Annotated in this window: 10 protein-coding genes; 3 read left to right on the top strand and 7 right to left on the bottom strand. The window is 74.2% G+C overall.

Annotated elements, in window-relative coordinates; translation table 11 throughout:
• Positions 1-24: 24 nt before the first annotated feature.
• Genes ABD352_RS05700 through ABD352_RS05680 form a run of 5 tightly spaced genes read right to left on the bottom strand, consistent with a single transcriptional unit; the run spans position 25 to position 6694 of the window.
• Positions 25-1986 carry an ADP-ribosylglycohydrolase family protein gene (locus ABD352_RS05700; RefSeq protein WP_344611143.1) on the bottom strand — a complete coding sequence of 654 codons (1962 nt, stop codon included), beginning with the start codon at positions 1984-1986 and terminating at the stop codon, positions 25-27.
• Between the two features lie 11 nt (positions 1987-1997).
• Positions 1998-3620 (bottom strand): hypothetical protein, encoded by a 1623-nt coding sequence (locus ABD352_RS05695; RefSeq protein WP_344611142.1) that lies wholly within the window; start codon positions 3618-3620, stop codon positions 1998-2000.
• A 28-nt stretch (positions 3621-3648) separates the two neighbouring features.
• Positions 3649-4956, bottom strand: a complete 1308-nt coding sequence (locus tag ABD352_RS05690; RefSeq protein ID WP_344611141.1) for an ABC transporter substrate-binding protein — start codon at positions 4954-4956, stop codon at positions 3649-3651.
• Positions 4957-4976: 20 nt separating this feature from the next.
• Entirely contained in the window at positions 4977-5801 is an 825-nt protein-coding gene (locus tag ABD352_RS05685; RefSeq protein ID WP_344611140.1) for a carbohydrate ABC transporter permease, read from the bottom strand.
• Entirely contained in the window at positions 5798-6694 is an 897-nt protein-coding gene (locus ABD352_RS05680) for a carbohydrate ABC transporter permease (protein ID WP_344611139.1), read from the bottom strand. The genes ABD352_RS05685 and ABD352_RS05680 overlap by 4 nt, the downstream gene beginning before the upstream one ends.
• A gap of 182 nt (positions 6695-6876) precedes the next feature.
• Between ABD352_RS05680 and ABD352_RS05675 the strand changes: the two genes are divergently transcribed.
• The 3 genes from ABD352_RS05675 to ABD352_RS05665 all read left to right on the top strand — a co-directional run bounded on the left by ABD352_RS05675 (position 6877) and on the right by ABD352_RS05665 (position 12884).
• Positions 6877-7860, top strand: a complete 984-nt coding sequence (locus tag ABD352_RS05675) for a LacI family DNA-binding transcriptional regulator (RefSeq protein WP_344611138.1) — start codon at positions 6877-6879, stop codon at positions 7858-7860.
• Positions 7861-7965: 105 nt separating this feature from the next.
• On the top strand, positions 7966-12447 hold the full coding sequence (locus ABD352_RS05670) for a CHAT domain-containing protein (protein WP_344611137.1): 4482 nt from the start codon (positions 7966-7968) through the stop codon (positions 12445-12447).
• Between the two features lie 35 nt (positions 12448-12482).
• Entirely contained in the window at positions 12483-12884 is a 402-nt protein-coding gene (locus ABD352_RS05665) for a hypothetical protein (RefSeq protein ID WP_344611136.1), read from the top strand.
• Positions 12885-13793: 909 nt separating this feature from the next.
• On the opposite strand, the gene ABD352_RS05660 is transcribed toward ABD352_RS05665, so the two are convergent.
• On the bottom strand, positions 13794-15392 hold the full coding sequence (locus ABD352_RS05660; protein WP_344611135.1) for a TRAFAC clade GTPase domain-containing protein: 1599 nt from the start codon (positions 15390-15392) through the stop codon (positions 13794-13796).
• A 4-nt stretch (positions 15393-15396) separates the two neighbouring features.
• Entirely contained in the window at positions 15397-17820 is a 2424-nt protein-coding gene (locus ABD352_RS05655) for a GTPase-associated protein 1-related protein (RefSeq protein ID WP_344611134.1), read from the bottom strand.

Below are 17820 nucleotides of genomic sequence, written 5' to 3'. Positions count from 1 at the left end.
CTGGATGTTGCGGGAGAACGTGCCTCAGGCTTCGGTGCGTGGGAACGGGGCGGTGAACCGCTTGGTGCCGTTGACGAGCACGTCCAGGCGGCTCGCGTCGGGCGTGGCGCTGGCGTAGTTGACGGCCAGGCGGTACTCCCCCGCGGCCGGGACGGTGACCGAGAACTGGACGTAGTCGCCGGTGTTGTTCAGGCCGCCGACGTACTGGCCGCCGGAGGCCGACGCCGAGGACTGGACCGAGCCGCCGGAGCGGGCGGCGGACTCGGCCTCGTAGCGGGTGGTGGCCGGGGCGGTGATCTGCACGACCGAGAGGTTGTCGATGGCGGCGAAGCCGGTGGCCCCGGGCGGCAGGTGCAGGCCGGTCTGGGCGGTGGTGGCCGTGGCCGTGAACTCGATGGTGCGGTTCACCCACTGGCGGTTGGCGACCGCGTACGTGCCGACGGCGGAGGCGTACAGGTTGTCCACGTAGAGGCGGGCCGCCTGGTCGCCCTGGACGAACGCGCTCACGCGGTAGGTCGCGCCGATCTGCAGGCCGCGCAGTGCGGTGTACAACTTGATCTCAGAAACCGACGCGTCGGTGAAGACCGTGCCCTTCCAGGCGCCGGACTGGGCCGTGCCGTTGTTCTCCACGAAGGCGTGGCCGGTCGTCCCGCCCGGGGTCCAGGTGCTCCAGCCGGCGAGGGTGCCCTGCTCGAAGTCGGCGTTGTTCACCTGCACCGTGCGCTCGGGGGTGACGCTCTGGCCGGCGATGGTGAACGTGGTCGCGGTCGTGCTGCCGCCGCGGGCGGTGACCTGGGCGGCGGCGTTGGACTCGTACAGCGAGACGATGTCGTCCCAGCTCTGGCTGGTGGGGTAGTTCTGCTTGATGTTGGGCGGGAAGCCGGTGGTGAGGTCGTTGATGTACCGCCCGGCGCCGCCCTGGTAGATCTTGTCCTTGAAGGCCTGGGGCGTGCCGGCCATGCCCTTGATGACGCCCATGAGCCCGGCCACGGCCGAGGCGGTGCAGTCGGCGTCGTTGCCGATGAGCGAGGCGATCTTCAGGGTGGTGAGGTAGTCGTTGCCGCCGTAGAGGATCGCGATGAGCGTGGAGCCGTTGTTGCGGTCCGGGATGGCCATCACGTTGTCCTGGCCGTAGACGTTGCGCACGAAGGCCATCAGCTGCGCCTGCGCCCAGCGCCAGTCGGCCGGGTTCTGCTCGTGCAGGGCGACGACCTTCTGGTACACCGTGTAGGGCCAGCTGTCGCGCGGCAGCACTGCGGCGGCGTCGGCCAGCACGGTCCGCGCGTCGGTGGCGAAGTAGGCCTCGCTGAGCATGGTGGACAGCAGCTTGGCCCAGACGACGGAGTCGAACTCCCCGGTGACCGAGCCGAACCGGCCGGCCAGGTCGCGGGCGGTGGCCGGCATGCCGGGCGCGACCAGGCCGAGCGTGTCGTTCTCGATGTAGGGCTCGGTGAGCCAGTAGTGGCGGTTGTACTCCGCCTGCCCGGTCAGCGGCGGGACGAGCCCGTCGTCGCGCATGGCGGCGTTGGCGATGTCGCCGGGGCCCCAGTCGCCGACGTTGTGGGCCACCCACTCGTCCTTGATGTCCTGGAAGGTCGCGTCGGGGCCGTGGTCGGCCAGGATGAGCTGGTCGAAGAAGTCGATGTGGTAGTCGTCGTCGCTGCCGGTCTGCGTCGCGGCGAAGTTCGGGGCGCCGAGGCGGTCGTAGCCGGGGTAGCCGTTGGGGGTCCAGCAGGAGGCGGGGGCGTCGCCGGAGTACGGCCCGGCGGCGGGGGCGAAGCAGGCGTCGGTCGGCTCGGGGTTCTGGCTCTTGTACTCGTAGCCGGTCAGCACGCCGCCGACCTGGCCGAGGATGGCGGCGAGGGTCTTGTCGCGGTACGTGGCGCGCGAGAGCGTCAGCGTCGACGCTTCGGCAGGACTTGCCGGGGCCGCCCCCGCCGGGACGGCGAAGGCGGCGACCAGCAGGACGGGCAGGAATCGGCGCATCGAGGCCTTCCTTATTGGAGATACTTGGCGGTGTACTCCTGGGCGTCCTGAACGATCAGGGCGACCCGCTCGGGGGCGGCGTCGAGGGTGTCGTCGACGACCGTGATGGTGGGCAGCACGCCCTCGCGGACCGGCAGGCGCCAGTGCGCGTTGTAGCCGGCCTCGTGCACGCCGGTCGAGCCGTGGGCCGGGTCGCCCAGGCAGACGTGACCGAAGGACCGGTTGGTGGCGGTGAACAGCGCCGGGTCCGGCGCGTCGTGCAGGGTCGGCACGGTGTCGCGGTGGCCGGCCTGGACCAGCGGGGTGAGCCCGCCGATGCCGTCGAACCAGGCCTCGCCGGCGACGAGCAGGTCGGGGCTGCCCTCGCGGATGAGCTCGACCAGCGCCCGCATGCCCTCGGTCGTGCTGCCGCGGGGGTCGTTGTTGTACATCGCGGAGATGTCCAGGAATGCGGCGTCGAAGCCGTACTCGTGGTGCAGCCGCACGATCTGCTCGGCGAGGTGGCGCCGCCACGGCTCGTAGGCCGGGTTGATGAGCGCGCCCCAGCTGTGGTCGAAGTGGCGCGAGGCGTCCCAGTCGACCGAACCGATCGGCATGTGGCCGCTGGCGTTGAGCAGCTGCCCGGGCGCGGCCCAGGTCTCGAAGCCGGGCAGGTCGCGGGCGGCCACGTTGGCGCCGAACATCGGCATGACGCGGGCGCCGAGGGCGTGTGTGCCCTCGACGAGCCGGCGGAAGCCGGCCGCGCCGCCGAGGCGCTCGTCGACGTCGAAGCGGCCGTACCAGCGGTAGTAGCGGCCCTCCCAGCCCGGGAGGTACGCCAGGATCCGCTGCGGGTCGATCTGCTCGCCCAGCCGGCGGATGGCGTCGAGCATGCCGTCGTAGTCGAGGAAGACCCGGCCGGTGAAGTGCATGCCGTTGAGCGAGGCGACGAGCGCGGTCCGGCGCAGCCAGTCCGGCACGTCGGTGCGCTCCTCCCAGGTGGGCAGCGCGTAGGCGGCGCGGACGTGCGCGGTGTGCGCGGCCAGGACCGGGGCCAGGTCCGCGACCCGCTCCAGGCGCCAGGCGGGAACGTCGAATGTGGACGACGGGCGGGTCGCCTCGGCGTCGGCGATGAGCTCGAAGTCGCAGCGGGACGGGTCGTCGAAGTGCGGGACGACGGCGAAGCGCTTGGCCCGCACCCGGTCGTCGAGGCTGCGGGCGACGGTGATGTCGCCGTCGGGGCGGCGCAGGCCGAGCAGCGGGGTGGCGAGGTCGAACCAGCCGTTGGGGTACTGCACCACCCGCCCCGTCGCCGGCACCGCCAGGTCGCCCTCGCGTAGCCCGGTGACGTCGCCGGCAGGCTGGTCGTGCAGGACCACGGCCACGCACCGCACGCCGTCGGGGTGGGTGGCGGTGACCCGGACGGTGACCCCACCGGCCTCCTCGACCACCAGAACCTTGGCGCTACCGGGGCCGCGCTGCTGCCCGCCGGCCCAGGTGAGCCCGTCGGCGACGACCTCGACGGTGGCACCGTCGCGCGTCACCGTGGGGGCGTCGAGGCCGTAGACGTTCTCGCCGGTGTGGATCCGGACGGTGACCGGGCCGAGCGGGGTGTCGAACCGCGGGTGCGGCCACCGGTAGCTCAGGTCTTGCATGGGGGATCTCCTCAGGAAACGGGATGGTTCAGGACGCGAGGCGGCTGTCGAAGCCGCTCTTGCCGGTGGCGATCGCCTTGGCCGGGTCCCCGGAGAAGACCCAGTCGCGGATGAACTGCAGGTACGGCCCGGTCGGGTCGATGAACAGCGAGTTGTACTTCGCGGTGACCGGCACCTTCGCGTCGGCGATGAGCTTGTTGGCGGCCAGCAGCCGCGGCTCGGCCTGCGTGGTGGGGTTGTCGGCAGTGTCGGAGCGGACGGTGAGCTGGCCGGTCTTGGCCACCACGTTCTTCTGCACGTCCTCGCTCATACTCCAGGCGACGAAGTCCCACGCCGTCTTGGCGTTCTTGGCGCCCTTGGAGATGCCGATGACGTCGCCGCCGAGGAAGGACGACGTGCCCTTGCTGCCGGGGATGGCGCTGACGCCGAAGTCGAGGTCGGGCTGGGCCTTGTAGACGCTGACCGCGAAGCTGCCGAGCGCGACCATGCCGACCTTGCCGGACTGGAAGCCGGTGAGCCAGGTGGCGCCGTTGTCGTCCTTGACGGCGGGCGGCATGAGCTTCTCGTCCCACATCGTCTTGTGGGCGTTGAGGGCGGCGGCCACGGCCGGGTCGTCGAGGGTCGGCTTGGTGCCGTCGGCGTTCATGATGTCGCCGCCGCTGGCCCAGATGTAGGGCAGCAGGGTGTAGGCGTTGCAGCCGGCGCAGTTGCCGGCGAAGGCGAAGCCGTAGGTGTCGCCGCCCAGCGCGGTGATCTTGCGGGCCGCGCTCACGACGTCGTCGAGGGTCGCGGGGGGCTTCGACGGGTCGAGGCCGGCCTTGGTGAAGAGGGACTTGTTGTAGTACAGCATGGAGACGTCGAGCTGGTGCGGCAGCGCGTAGATCTTGCCGTCGACGGTGCTGATCTGCACGCCGGCGGGGGCCAGGGCGCTCTTGTACGGCAACGCGTCGACCTGCGCCGTGATGTCCGTCAGCAGCTTCTGCCCGGTCAGCGACTTGACGTTGGCGATGTCCACGGCCGCCAGGTCGGGCGCGTCGCCGCTGCGCACCGCCTGGACGTACTTCTGCACGTACTGCGCGTCCGGCACGGTCAGCATGGTGATCTTGCGGTCGGGGTTGGCCTCGTTCCAGGCCGCGACGAGCGCCTTGTCCATCGGCTCGTCGGCGGCGCGCACCCACAGGGTGGCCGGCCCGGAGCCAGTGAGCTCGGTCGAGCCGCCGGACGGGGAGGTGTTGTCGGTGTTGCCGCAGGCGGCGAGGGCCAAAGTGGTGAGGGACAGGGCGGTGAGGGCGGCCAGCATCGGCGCCAGCCGGCGGGGCCGGGGCGTTGCGAACATGTACGGACTCCTAGGGGTGTCTATCCCTTGACGGCGCCGCCGGTGAGACCGGCGACGTAGTAGCGCTGCAGGATGAGGAAGATGGCGATGCACGGCACCGCGGCGAACACGGCCCCGGTCTCCAGCACGCCCCAGTTGAGCGTGCCGCCGGCGCCGGTCTGCAGGTTGGCCAGGACCACCGGCAAGGTGTACCGCTCCTGCCGGGTCGTGAAGATCAGCGCCGCGAGGAACTCGTTCCAGGCGGTGAAGAACGCGTAGAGGGCCACGGTCGCCAGGCCCGGCGCGACGATCGGCAGCAGGACCCGGCGCAGCAGCGTCAGCTCCCCGGCCCCGTCGACGATCGCGGCCTCCTCGACCGCGGCGGGCACGGCGGCGAAGGCGGCCCGCATCGTGAAGATGCCGAAGGGCAGGGCGAAGACGGTGTACACGAGCACGAGCCCCAGTCTGGAGTTCGTCAGTTGCAGATCGTCGAGGATGAGGTACAGCGAAGGCACGATCGACTGGAACGGGATCATGAGCGTGGAGAGCACGACCAGGAACAGCACGCCGCGCAGGCGGAACCGGAAGCGGGCGAAGCCGTAGCCGGCCAGCACCGACAGCGCGCTGGCGGCGAGCACCGTGCCGGCGGCGACGAGGACGCTGTTGAGCACGTTGTGCCACAGCCCGGCGTCGAGCAGGCGGCGGTAGTTCTCCAGGCTCACGTGCTCGGGCAGCAGCGTCGGCGGGGTCTGCGCGAACTCCGCGCTGCTCTTGAACGAGGCCACCACCAGCCAGCCCAGCGGCGCCACGAACAGCAGGGCGAGCAGCCCCCCGACGATCCAGAACACCGCGGACCGGGCCTTCACGATTCCTCCCGGGAGCGGGTGAGCAGCAGCTGCACGCTGGTGAGCAGCAGCAGGATGACCATCAGGGCGATCGACATCGCGGCCGAGTAGCCGAGGTTGAAGTCGATGAAGCCGGCGCGGTAGATGAGGTACACCACCGGGATCGTGCTGTTGTCCGGGCCGCCCTGGGTGAGGATGAAGAACTGGTCGAAGGCGAGGTAGCTGCCGATGACCGTGAGCACCAGCACGAGGGCGAGCGTGGGCCGCAGCAGCGGCAGCGTGATGGACCGGAACACGCGGAAGCGCCGCGCCCCGTCGACCTGTGCCGCCTCGTAGTAGTCCTTGGAGATGGCCTGCATGCCGGTCATCAGCAGCAGCATCGTGAGCCCGACGGTCTTCCACACCACGAGCACCACGACCACGGTCAGCGCCGACGGGAACCGGCTGAACACCGAGACCGGACCATCCGCCAGACCCGTCTTGCGCAACAGGTCGGGCACGATGCCGATGCGGTCGTCGAGCAGCCACAGCGTCATGTAGCTGGCGGTGGCGAAGCCGATGACGACCGGCATCACGAACGCGGTGCGCAGCAGGCCGACCCCGCGCCGGCGGTGACGCACCGCCGAGGCGAGGGCCAGGCCGACCACGAGCAGCGCCGCGGTGACAATGACCGTGTAGAGGCTGGTGAAGCCCAGGCTGTGCCAGAACGTGCCGTCGCCGCCCAGCCGCCGGTAGTTGGCCAGGCCGATGAAGCGCCGCTCCCCCAGCAGGGACCAGTCGTACAGTGACATCACCGCGGTGACGACGACCGGCAGCACGAACAGCCCGAGCACGAGCAGCACGGCCGGTGCCACCAGCAGCAGCCCGAGCCGCTGGCGCCTGGCCCGCGGCCCGCGTCGCCTTCGCTGCCTCATGCGCCCCTCCGTTTTACGTAATCGTTTTCGTGGGCCGAACGTTACAGCCATGCGTCCACCCTGTGTCAAGTATCCCAGCTGGGGTTTCTGCTACAGTCCGAGCAACCGAGGCGTTACGAAACCGATTAGGGAGCGAAGTGACCGCCGCACGAAGCTCACCGGCCCGAGTCACCATGCGCGACGTGGCCACCGTCGCCGGCGTCTCGACCGCCACCGTGTCCAAGGTGCTCAACGACCGGCCGGACGTGGGTCCCGAGGTCCGCCAGCGGGTCCTCGACACCATCGGCCGCCTCGGCTACCGGGTCAACACGGTCGCCCGCGGCCTGCGCTCGCGCACCACCGACACCATCGCGATCCTCACCGACGACCTCGAGGGCATCTTCACCACCGCCCTCATGCGCGGCGTGGAGGAGGCCGCCTCCGCCTACGACGTCTCGGTGCTGCTCGCCAACAGCTACGGCGACCCGGAGAAGGAACGCAAGCACCTGCGCCGCCTGCTGGACCGCCAGGTCGACGGCCTCATCATCATGTCCGGCAACCGGGTCCGCCCCCGCTCCGGCCCGGCCCTGCCGCTGCCGGACACGCCCTACGTGTTCCTGTACGAGTACGGCATGTCCGAGCCGGTCCCGAGCATCCTGCCCGACGACTGCGGCGGCGCCGCCCTGGCCGCCGAGCACCTGCTCGACATCGGCCGCCGCCGCATCGGCTTCATCAACGGCCCCGCCTCCTGGGAGGCCACCGCCGACCGCCTGGACGGGCTCAGCGCGACCCTGCGGGCCGCCGGCCAGCCGCTGGACCCCACCCTGGTCCACCACGCCACGACGTGGTCCCCGGAGGACGGCTACCGCCTCACCGACGCCATGCTGACCCGCCCCGACCCGCCGGACGCCATCTTCTGCGCCAGCGACGACCTCGCCACCGGCGCCCTCGCCGCCATACACGACCGCGACCTGACCATCCCCGGCGACGTCGCGGTGGTCGGCTTCGACGACCGCTCCCTCGCCGTGCACCAGCGCCCGCCGCTGACCACCGTCGCCCTGCCCCTGCTGGAGATGGGCCGCGTCGCCGGCCAGCGCCTGCTCTCCGCCGTCAACGGCGCCGACCAGCACCACGAGCTCATCAAGGTCCCCTGCGAGCTGAAGGTCCGCGCCTCCACGGCCCCCTGAGTCCCGGCGCGGATCGCGGAATCGCATCGGTCGTCCGCCTGATGCCCCCGGCCCCTGCGGCGGCCCCAGACTGGGGCGAGCCGACGACGGAGGGAACGGGCCGCGGTGGCAATCGACATCGATGCGCTCATCGATGCAATCGAGCGCGACGTACCGTGGCCGGAGGTCGACGGCCTCGTGACCCGGGACTGGCCCGCCGAGCCGGACGCCTGCGGCGAGCTGCAGGCCCTCCTCGGCGCGCGGACCGGTGCCTCGTCGGCGGCGCCGGGGCTCCAGCTGCTGCGGCGCTGCCTGGACGAGGGCCCGCAGGAAGCCCTCGACTGGTACTGCCCGGACGGCCACGCCGGCCTCGGCGCCCGGGTCGTGGCCGCCGCCGGGGCCGTGTGCGACGGCCGGGTGCTCGACATCTACCTCGAGACCCCGGGGCTGGGCGCGGCGGTGGAGCCCTTCGACCTCGCGTGCCGGACCGCGCTCGGCGGCGTGCCGGGGCTGCGGGAGGCGCCGGAGAGCTTCGTGCGGTACACCCTGATCCGCGCCGTCGCCGCGGTGGCCGACCTGTGCGACCAGGCCCCCGACGGCGACGACGAGGTCGAGGAGATCGTCGGCGACCTGGCCCGCTACCTCACCCGGCTGGCCGGCGAGCCGGGCGGCGACGAGCCCGGCGCCGCCCTGCTGCACCTGGCCCTCGGGCGGACGCTGCGGCTGCGCTACCTCGCCCACGGCGACGACGCCGACATCGAGCGGGCGACCGACCTCGTCTCGGCGGCCGCGGCCGACCCGTCCGCCCGGCCCCGGCAGCGGCGCGACCGGCAGGCGGCGCTGGCCGAGTGCCACTTCGCGCGCTACGAACGCACCGGCGAGCGCGCCCACTTCGACCGGGCGCTCGCCGCCCTGCGCGCCGTCGCCGCCGAGGACCTGCCCGGCTCCGAGGCGATCGAGCGGGCCGTGCGGATCGGGCTGCTGTACCTGCGGGCCGGCGTGACCGGCGGCGCCGAGGACGACCTGCGCACGGGGCTGGCCATGGTGCGCCGAGCCCATGGGGAGCGCACCGCCGACGACCCGTGCCGGGCCGCCGAGGCGATGGACCTCGCCGAGCGCCTCGCGGGCATGTTCGAGCGCCTGGCCGCCGACGACCTCGACCTGCTCGACGAGATCGTGCAGCTCTTCGCCGAGGCCGCGACGACCAGCGACCCCGGGCGGCGCCCGCTGTGCCTGGCGGAGCTCGGCCGGTGGCTGGCGCTGCGGTACGAACGCACCGGCCGCGCCGCCGACCTGGAGCGCTCGATCGGCTCCTACGTGATGGCCGTCGACGAGACGCCACCCGACGACCCGGACTGGGGCCAGTACCAGCACGCGCTCGCCGACGCCTACCGAGCCCGCCTGGAGCGCTTCGAGGAGGTCGCCGACCTGGACCTGGCCATCGAGGCCTACCGCGCGGCCAGCGGCAGCCGCGACTGGGAGGACTACGCCTCGGCCGACCGCGACCTCACCGCGGCCCTGCTGCTGCGCTACGACATCGACGGGGCGCTCGCCGACCTCGAGGACGCGATCGGGGCGGCCGCGGCCGCCCTGCCACCCGCGCACCACGAGGACGCACCCGCGGGCCACGGCCTGCTCGCCCGGACGCTGCTGACCCGCTACGGCCGCACCGGCGAACTGGCCGACCTGGAGCGCGCCCTCGACCAGGCGCGGACCGCCGTGCAGCGGCGCTCCGGCGTCCCCGCCGAGGTGCGCCGCTGGCGGGCCATGGCCCTGCTCGCCGAGTTCGAGCGCACCGGCGACACGCGCCACCTGTACGCGGCGCTGGGCGAGTGCGGCCTCGCCGAGGAACCCGCGCCGCCGGCCGTGGCGACCGCGCTGCTGGCCCTGCGCGGGCGCATCGGCCACGCGCACGCCCAGGCCACCGGCGACACGGCGCCGCTGGACGACGCGATCGCGGCGCTCGACGCGGCCGCCGCCGGCGCCGCGCCGCCGCCCGAGGCGGCCCGGCACGAAACGTGGCTGGGCGCGGCGATGCTGGACCGCTACCGGCACACCGGCGACCTCGACGACCTCGACCGCGCGGCCGCGGCGCTGCGCTCGGCCCTGCTGCGCCTGGACGGACTGTTCGTGCCCGCCGAATACCCGGCCGAGCTGTCGCGGATCCTGCTGCACCAGTACGAGCGAACCGCCGACCCCGCCGTGCTGGCCGAGGCCCGCGACCTCGTCGACGGGGCGGTGCGCCAGGCCTCCCCCGGCGCGCCGGCGCTGGGGGCGATGCTGGCCCAGCAGGCCGCCGTCCGGGCCGCGGCCTTCCGGCGCGGGGGCGCGCTGGAGGACCTCGCGGCCGCCATCGACCTGTACGAGCGGGCGGCCGAGACCGGGCCGCCCCGCTCGCCGCGGCTTCCCGCCGTCCGCGTCGCCCTGGGCGATGCGCTCATCCGGCGGTTCCGGCTGGGCCGGCGCACGGACGCGCGTGGGCCGGACGACTTCAACCGGGCGGTGGCGGCCTACACCGAGGCGATCGTCGGACTACCGCCGGACAGCGCCGACCGGGCCGAGGCGGTGGCCCGGCTCGGCGACGCGTGGCGCACCCGGCCCCGCGAGTCCGATCTCGGCGCCGGGCAGGTCGAGACGGCCATCGGGCACTACGCGCGCTCGTTGCGCATCGCCGGCGCCTCGGCGGGCGCCGCCTGGGCCCGGCTCGGCCTCGGCCTGGCGCAGCTCGACCGCTACCGCGCGAGCCGCAGCGCGACCCACCTCGAGGAGGCGGTGCGCACCCTTGCGGACGCCGGCGGGCGGGCACCGGCCGGCTCCGCGGTGCGGATCAACACCCTGGCCGCGCACGGCACCGCGCTGCGACTGCAGTACGACCGGCGGCGCTCGTCGGCCGACCTGCGCGCGGCGGTGGCGTGCTTCGAGGAAGTCTGCGTGGCCGACGCCGACCTCGAGCAGGTCACCCAGACCGGCGCGGAATGGGGCGCCTGGGCGATGCAGCGCCTGGCCTGGGACGAAGCCGACCGGGCCTTCACCGCCGCCCTCGGCGCCGTCCGGGAGATCCTGCAGGCCCAGCTGGCCCGCCAGCACCAGGAGATCGCCCTGGCCGCGGTGCAAGGCATGCCCGCGCAGGCCGCCTACGTCAAGGTGATGCTCGACGACCCGCTCGGCGCCGTCGCCGTCGCCGAGGACTGGCGCGCGGTCCTGCTGTCCGAGGCGCTGGGCGAGACCGACGCCGCCCTCGCCGCGCTGGCCGAGCACCACCGGGAGCTGTACGAGGAATACACCGCCGCCGCCGAAAGACTTGGCACGCTGCGGCTGAGCGATCTCGGGCGGCGGGCGACGGCCATCACCCGGGCCCAGCACGGAGCCGCCCTCGCCGCCGCCCGGCGCGATCTCGACGAGGTGGTCGCCCGGGTCCGGGCGGTGGACGGCCTCGCCTCGTTCCGGCGGCCGCTCGCCGCGCAGGACGTGGCCGGCCTGCCCGCCGGGATGCCGCTGGTGTACCTCATCGCGGCCCCGGCCGGCGGTGCCGCGCTCATCATGCGGCCGGACGCCGAGCCCGCCGTCACGGCCCATCCCCTGCCCCGGCTGACCACACCGGAGCTGCAGCGGTGGCTGCGGCAGTACCCGCGGCGCTACGCCGGCCGCGGCGCCGAGCGCGAACGCTGGCGGGAGTACGTCGACACGCTGGCCCGCTGGCTGTGGGACGCCGCGATGGGCAAGGTCGTCGACGAGCTCGACGGCCACGACGCGGCCGCGGTGGTCGCCACCGGCGCGCTGTCACTGCTGCCGCTGCACGCCGCCTGGACCCCCGACGAGTCGCGGCCGGGCGGGCGCCGCTACGCGCTGGACCACCTGGCCCTGACCTTCGTGCCGAACGCGCGCTCGCTGCACGCGGCGCAGCGACTGGTGAGCGGCCTCGACGAGCACCGGCTGCTCGCCGTCGCCGACCCGGTGCCGACGTCGCGGCCGCCGCTGCGCCATGCCCGGGCGGAGATCGAGGCGGCCCTCGCGGCATTCCCCGAGGCCCACCGCCGGCTCGTCGAGGAGCGGGCGACGAAGGACACCCTCCTGGCGCTGCTGCCGCACTACCCGGTCGTCCACGTCGCCAGCCACGGCTCGGCGCACCCCACCGAGCCGCTCGACAGCAGCCTGGAGCTGGCCGGCGACGAGCCGGTGCGGCTGCGCGAGATCCTGGCCCTGCGCCTGGGCGGGGTGCGCCTGGCGGTGCTGTCGGCGTGCGAGACCGCGCTGCCCGACCTGCAGCTGCTCGACGAGGCGATCAGCCTGCCCACCGCACTGCTGCAGGCCCGGGTCGCCGGCGTGATCGCCACCCTCTGGGCGGTCGACGACGAGAGCGCGATGCTGCTCATGCTGCGCTTCTACCAGCTGTGGCGCCGCGACGGGCAGCATCCCCGGGAGGCACTGCGGCGGGCGCAGCAGTGGATGCGCGACACCACCACCGCCGCCAAGCAGCTCGAGTTCCCGGACGCCGCCGCGCTGCACGGGGCGGCGTCGCTGAGCGAGCCGGTCCGCCGGTGGATGCAGGACTGCCGGTCACATCGCGAGCCGGCCCAGTGGGGCGCATTCGTCTACGTGGGCGCCTGAGCGGGCCGCTGTGTCGAGAGAGTCGAGGTCGCCGGATGGCCACTGACGAGGACCTGATCGAGGTCGCCCGCACCGTGCGCTCCTACCTGAGCCAGCTCGGCCTGTCCCGGCCCGACGCCGCCGACCTGGACCGGGCCCTCGGCGAGGCGCTGGCCCGCGCCGGAGGTCCGGACGACCGCGCCGCCGAGATCATGGCGCTGCTGGAGCGCGACGAACGCGTGCGCGGCTGGGCGGCCGACTTCCTCCGGGGCGGCGGGCCGCCGGACGTCGTGGACTCCGACCGGGGCGCGCCCGTGCTGGCCGGGCGGGGCGAGTGGGTCGCCCGCCGCCGCTTCGCCTGCCCCGAGGGTGACTACGTGTGGTGGCAACGCACCGTGGGCCAGCGCACGCCGAGCTGCCCGACCCACGCCGTCGCCCTGATCCCGGCGCAGCGGTAGGGGGCGGACATGCTCGCCGGCATCTGGGAGGGGCTGGGACAGCGGCTCGTCGACCGCTGGATCGCGTTGTGGACCCCGGGCCTCGCCTTCTGGCTCTGCGGGTTGCTCGCGTGGACACACAGCGAGCACCGCTCGTGGCGGACCCTCGCCGCTGTCGGCGATTGGCCGGCGCTGCTGCAGGCGGTGGCGGTGACCGCCGCACTCGCCCTGGTCGCGCTGTCCGGCCTCGTGGCGCAGCGGGCCACGGTCGCCGTCCTGCGCCTCTACGAGGGGTACTGGCCGCGCTGGGCCGCCCCGCTGCGCCGCCGCCTGGTCGCCCGGCAGATCCGCCGCCTCCACCGCCTCGACGAGCGCTTCCAGCAGCTGCACGCGCGGCTGGAGGCCGACCCGCGCGACGCCGAGGCCGCGCTCGAGTTCACGCAGGTCGACCACCGGCTCAAGCGGTTCCCGGCCCGGCCCGAGCGGTGCATGCCGACCCGGCTGGGCAACATCATGCGGGCCGCGGAGAGTGCCCCGCTCGACAAGTACGGCCTCGACCCGATCCATTGCTGGCCGCGGTTGTGGCTGGTGTTGCCCGACCCGGTACGGCAGGAGGCCGCGGCCAGCCGGGCGATGATCGACACGGCGGTGATCTGCCAGCTGTGGGGGCTGGCGCTGATCGTGTGGTCGCCCTGGCTGTGGTGGACGGCGCCGCTGGGCCTGCTCGCCGCGGTGGCCGCCTGGCCATGGGTGCTCGCGAGCTCGCAGCGCTTCGGGGACCTGCTCGAGGTCATCTTCGACCTGTACCGGTTCGAGCTCTACACCGCGGTGCACTGGGACCAGCCCGGCGGCGCGACCGACGAGCGGGCGCTCGGCAGTGCTCTCACGACGTACCTCTGGAGCGGCTCCGACCCGCGCCGCGAGTGGGCCTCAGCGGACCCAGGCGGCCTCCTCGCCCAGGACCCCGGGCAGGCCCTCGCCGCGGCACACCCAGTCCACGAACGGCCCGACGCTGGGGTCGAGGCGGCCGTCGTGGTCGAGGACGGACGCGGTCAGGAAGGCTCGCACCTCCCGGAAGGTGCTGCGCATGTGCCGCACCATGTCGCCGAGCCCGAGCTCGTCGACCAGCCACCGCAGCAGCTCCTCGCCGTCGGCCGGCGGACCGAAGGGGAGGTGGCGCACGAGGTCCGCCTTGCTGACCACGAGGGCGAGCCTGGCCCGGTCCCGGTCCGGGTCGACGTCGCGGCCCAGGATGCCCTCCCGGACCCGGTAGTAGACGTACTCGGGGTCGTCGAGCGAACGCAGGTGCGGCGGCAGGTGGACACCGTGGCCGGCCAGGCGGTCCCAGAACGCGGCGACCGCGAGCGGGTCGACGACGAAGACGAACGTGCGGGCCAGGCCTAGCTGCCGCTGCTCCTCCACGCGGTCGTACTCGCGGTAGATCTCGCCGGCGGCGTCGTAGAGGAACAGCTGCCGGCGGGTCCCGGCGTGCTCCACCATCAGGGTGTAGGCGCTGGGCAGACCCGGGGTCTGGGTCTTGTCCATCATGCCGCCGGGCGCAAGGCTGCCGATGAGCGCGGTCAGGTCGACGCGGGACGAGTCGTCGGTGAACTCGGCCCGCACCCCCGGCCGGCCCTCCGCGGCCCGCCGCAACGCGAAGACCATCGCGCACATGAGCTGCGTCTTGCCGGCCGCGACGCCGCCGAACAGCGGCAGCACCACCTCGGCGGCGAGCCCGAAACGGTCGCTGAGCTGCAGGCGGCAATGCGGGCAGTACGCGACCAGGGACTCGGTGCCGCCGAAGACCCGCGGCAGCGTCGGCAGGAGGGTGCCGCACTTGCAGCGCCGGCGCAGCACGCCGTAGCGGCCCGGGCGGAGGTCGTGGCGGACGTCGCAGCCGGGGTTCGGGCAGGCGTACAGCGGATAGCGCACGCGACGGGAGCAGTGCCGGCAGATCAGCCGGATGTGCTTGATCCAAAGGCGGGCGGAGTCCAGCCCGCGCAGCGCGCCGATGGCACCGCGGGCGAGGGTCTGCAAGAGCAGGACCAGCACCACGTGCAGGACGATCTCCACCCCCACCAGCGCCGCGCCGACGATCACGCCGACGACGATCGCCAGCCAGGCGGTCACGCCCAGCGGCCACCGCACGAGCACACCCCAGCCGTCCTCGCCGAAGAAGCTGTCGCTGGTCTGCACGCCGAGCCGCCCGACCGAGCCGGCCAGCTTCCCGGGGGCGACATCGATCGTGCGGCGCACGTGGCGCAGGGCCGGGCCGAAGAAGTAGTGGCGGTACGCCTGCTGCGGCGCCGCGTCGGGCTCGGGTTTCTGCCAGAGCTCCCACCGCGGCCGGTCGAACGCGACGGCGGACCAGACCCTCGCGTATTGGCCGAGCAGGGAGAGGCCGAGGCCGGCGCCGCCCAGGGCGACGAGCACCGGGAGCACGAAGACCACGTACGCCGCCAGAATCGCGACGTACGCGAGCGCGCCGAGCGCCCAGCCCAGGATCTCCACCCAGTCGTCGGTGTACACGGCGTCACGCCCCGCCCGCCGGGCCCTTGCGCGGGCCCGATCCGAGGAGCCGGCCCACCAGGTGCAGCAGGCGCGCACCGAGGCGCTCGCCCCGGGCCGGCCGGCCGTGGCGGGACATCAGGCCGGCGAGCGCCTTGCGCGACTCTGGATCGATCCCGTCGAGGACGGCGCCGAGGCGCTCCAGCTCGGGCATGGGCCACCGCTTCACCGCCGCGCCCAGCACCCGGTCCCGCCGGCCGCGCAGCGCGTCGGGGGTCCCCCGGCGCGCGATCAGCAGGCCGGCGACCTGGGCGAGCAGCCGGTCGTCGGGCCGCCCGCCGCCCCTGCCATCCAGGTGCCTGATCAGGGCCTCGTACGCCCCGCCCCGGCCGGCCTGCAGTATCCGGACGACGTAGCGCGCTTCGGTGGCCCGCACGACGAGACCGGGCGCGCCGGTCAGCTGGAACAGCACCCGCGCGGCCGCGGTGTAGCCCGGCTCGCGGCCCATGATCTCCCGCACGGACTCGGCGTCGAGGGGGCCGTTCAGCCGGTTGTTCAGGTCCAGCAGCCGCTCGCCGTCGCCACGCACCGGCGCCGGCAGCTGCGTCCACCACTCGGTCCGGCTGAGCCGGTACGTCAGCTTGAAGTGATCCTCCAGGCTGTCGCTGGACACCGGCCGGCGCAGCGCGTCCGCCGCGAGCCGCACGACGACCCGGTCGGGCGCGCGCATGGTCTTTCGCTGCAGCGCGTCGACGATCGCGATGGTCTCGGCGAGCGACCAGTCGCCGCCGGGACGGACCTCGTCGAGCAGCGCCTGGTCGAGCGACGGGTCGGGCCGCAGCGGCAGGATCCGGCGCAGGCAGTCGAGCGTCTCGTCCCGCCGCTCCCGGGCCCGGCGCACCAGGTTCAGCTCCCGCAGCAGCGGGTACTCCTCCAGCCCGCGCAGCTCGAGCAGCTTCCCGGCCCGGCCGGCCAGCGCGGTCATCACCTCGGGCCGGCGGCGCCCGGCCGCGGCGACGAGATGCGCGGCCAGCCCCGCGTGGACCGGCGCGAGCCGCGCGACCGCCTTCTCGGCCAGATCGGCCGGCACGGCATCCAGCCGCTCCCCCAGCGCGGTGCCGCAGCGGCGCAGCACCGCCGGGTCGACGGGCACGCCGTAGTGCTCGGCCCACAGCGCGACGGCCAGCCGTACGCCCGGCGCGGCCCGGTCCATGGCGGCCGCGCACTGCTCGGCGAGCGGCCCACGCACGCCGCCGCCGACCGCCGGGAGCCGGTACGCGGGCCGGGGGCCGAGGCCGAGCGCGACGACGGCGCGGAGCTCGCGGCCGAGCACGCGCACGGTCGCGGCGTCGGCGACCGCCGTCGCGCCGGCCGTGCGGGCCGCCTCGGCGACGGCCCACAGGTGGGCATCGGCGAGCTCGGCGTGGTCGAGCAGGCGCCGGCCGATCGCCTCGGTCCGGGCGGCGCCGAGCGCGGCGGCCGACGCCCTGAGCCAGCCGGCCAGGGCGGCCAGCTCCTCCGGCTCGAAGCGGACCTCGGCCGGCGTCGCTGCGGCGACGAGGGGGTGCCAGGCGTCCCAGTCGCCGGCCGCCGGCCGCGTGACGGCGAAGGTGGCGGCGGTGCGCCAGGCCTCCTCGGCGCGCTCCATGCCGATGCGCACCAGCAGCCGGGCGAGGGGATGGCCGTCGCGGTCGGCGAACCGGCCGGCGACGAAGTCGTACAGCGCCATGTCGGCCACGACCGTGCCGGCCTCGCGGACCGTCTCGTCGAGGGTCGCGCAGATGTGCAGCCGCCCGGGGCTGGGCCGGCGCTGGAAGGTGGCGAACGACAGCGACTCGGCCACCTCCCGCGGCAGCAGATAGCAGGCGGCCGCGATCCAGTGCGCGGCCTCCTCGGCGCCCCGCTCGACGAGCAGCACGGACCGGCCGGACGACTGCGCCCGGGCGGCCGCCGTCAGCAGGCCGGCCAGGCCGGCGCCGTGGCCGTGCCGCGCGACGAAGCCGGCGACGCCGCGCCGGTCGAGCGGGCCGCGCTCGACGCCGGCCAGCGGTGCCAGGCGGCTTCCCGCGTCCGGGGTGGCCCGCCACATCGGCGCCCCCCACAGCTCGATCGGCAGCGCCCCGGCGAGCTCGGCCCGCAGGTCGGGGCCGGCCAGCGCGTGCACGAAGTAGTTGCCGAACCGCTCGGAGAAGTCCCGCCCGACGTAGACCGCGCGGAACACGACGTCACCCTGGGCGCCGGGGGCGAAGCCCAGGTTCTGCGGGCAGGCGGCCAGCTCCTCCGGCGTGCGCGGATAGGCCAGGGAGCGCGGCGGGTCGTAGGCGGACAGCGCCTCGACGTGCCGCATCAGGGCCGGGCTCACGCCCTCGCTGACCGCGGCGAACTGGAACCCGGCGTGGCCGGACAGGCCCTCCTCGCAGGAGGTGTAGTACAGCTGCTGCAGCGCCAC

The organism is Dactylosporangium salmoneum (assembly GCF_039532525.1).
Lineage (GTDB): Bacteria > Actinomycetota > Actinomycetes > Mycobacteriales > Micromonosporaceae > Dactylosporangium > Dactylosporangium salmoneum.
Note: the sequence above shows the minus strand (reverse complement) of the source record. Positions and strands in the feature narration are given on the sequence as shown.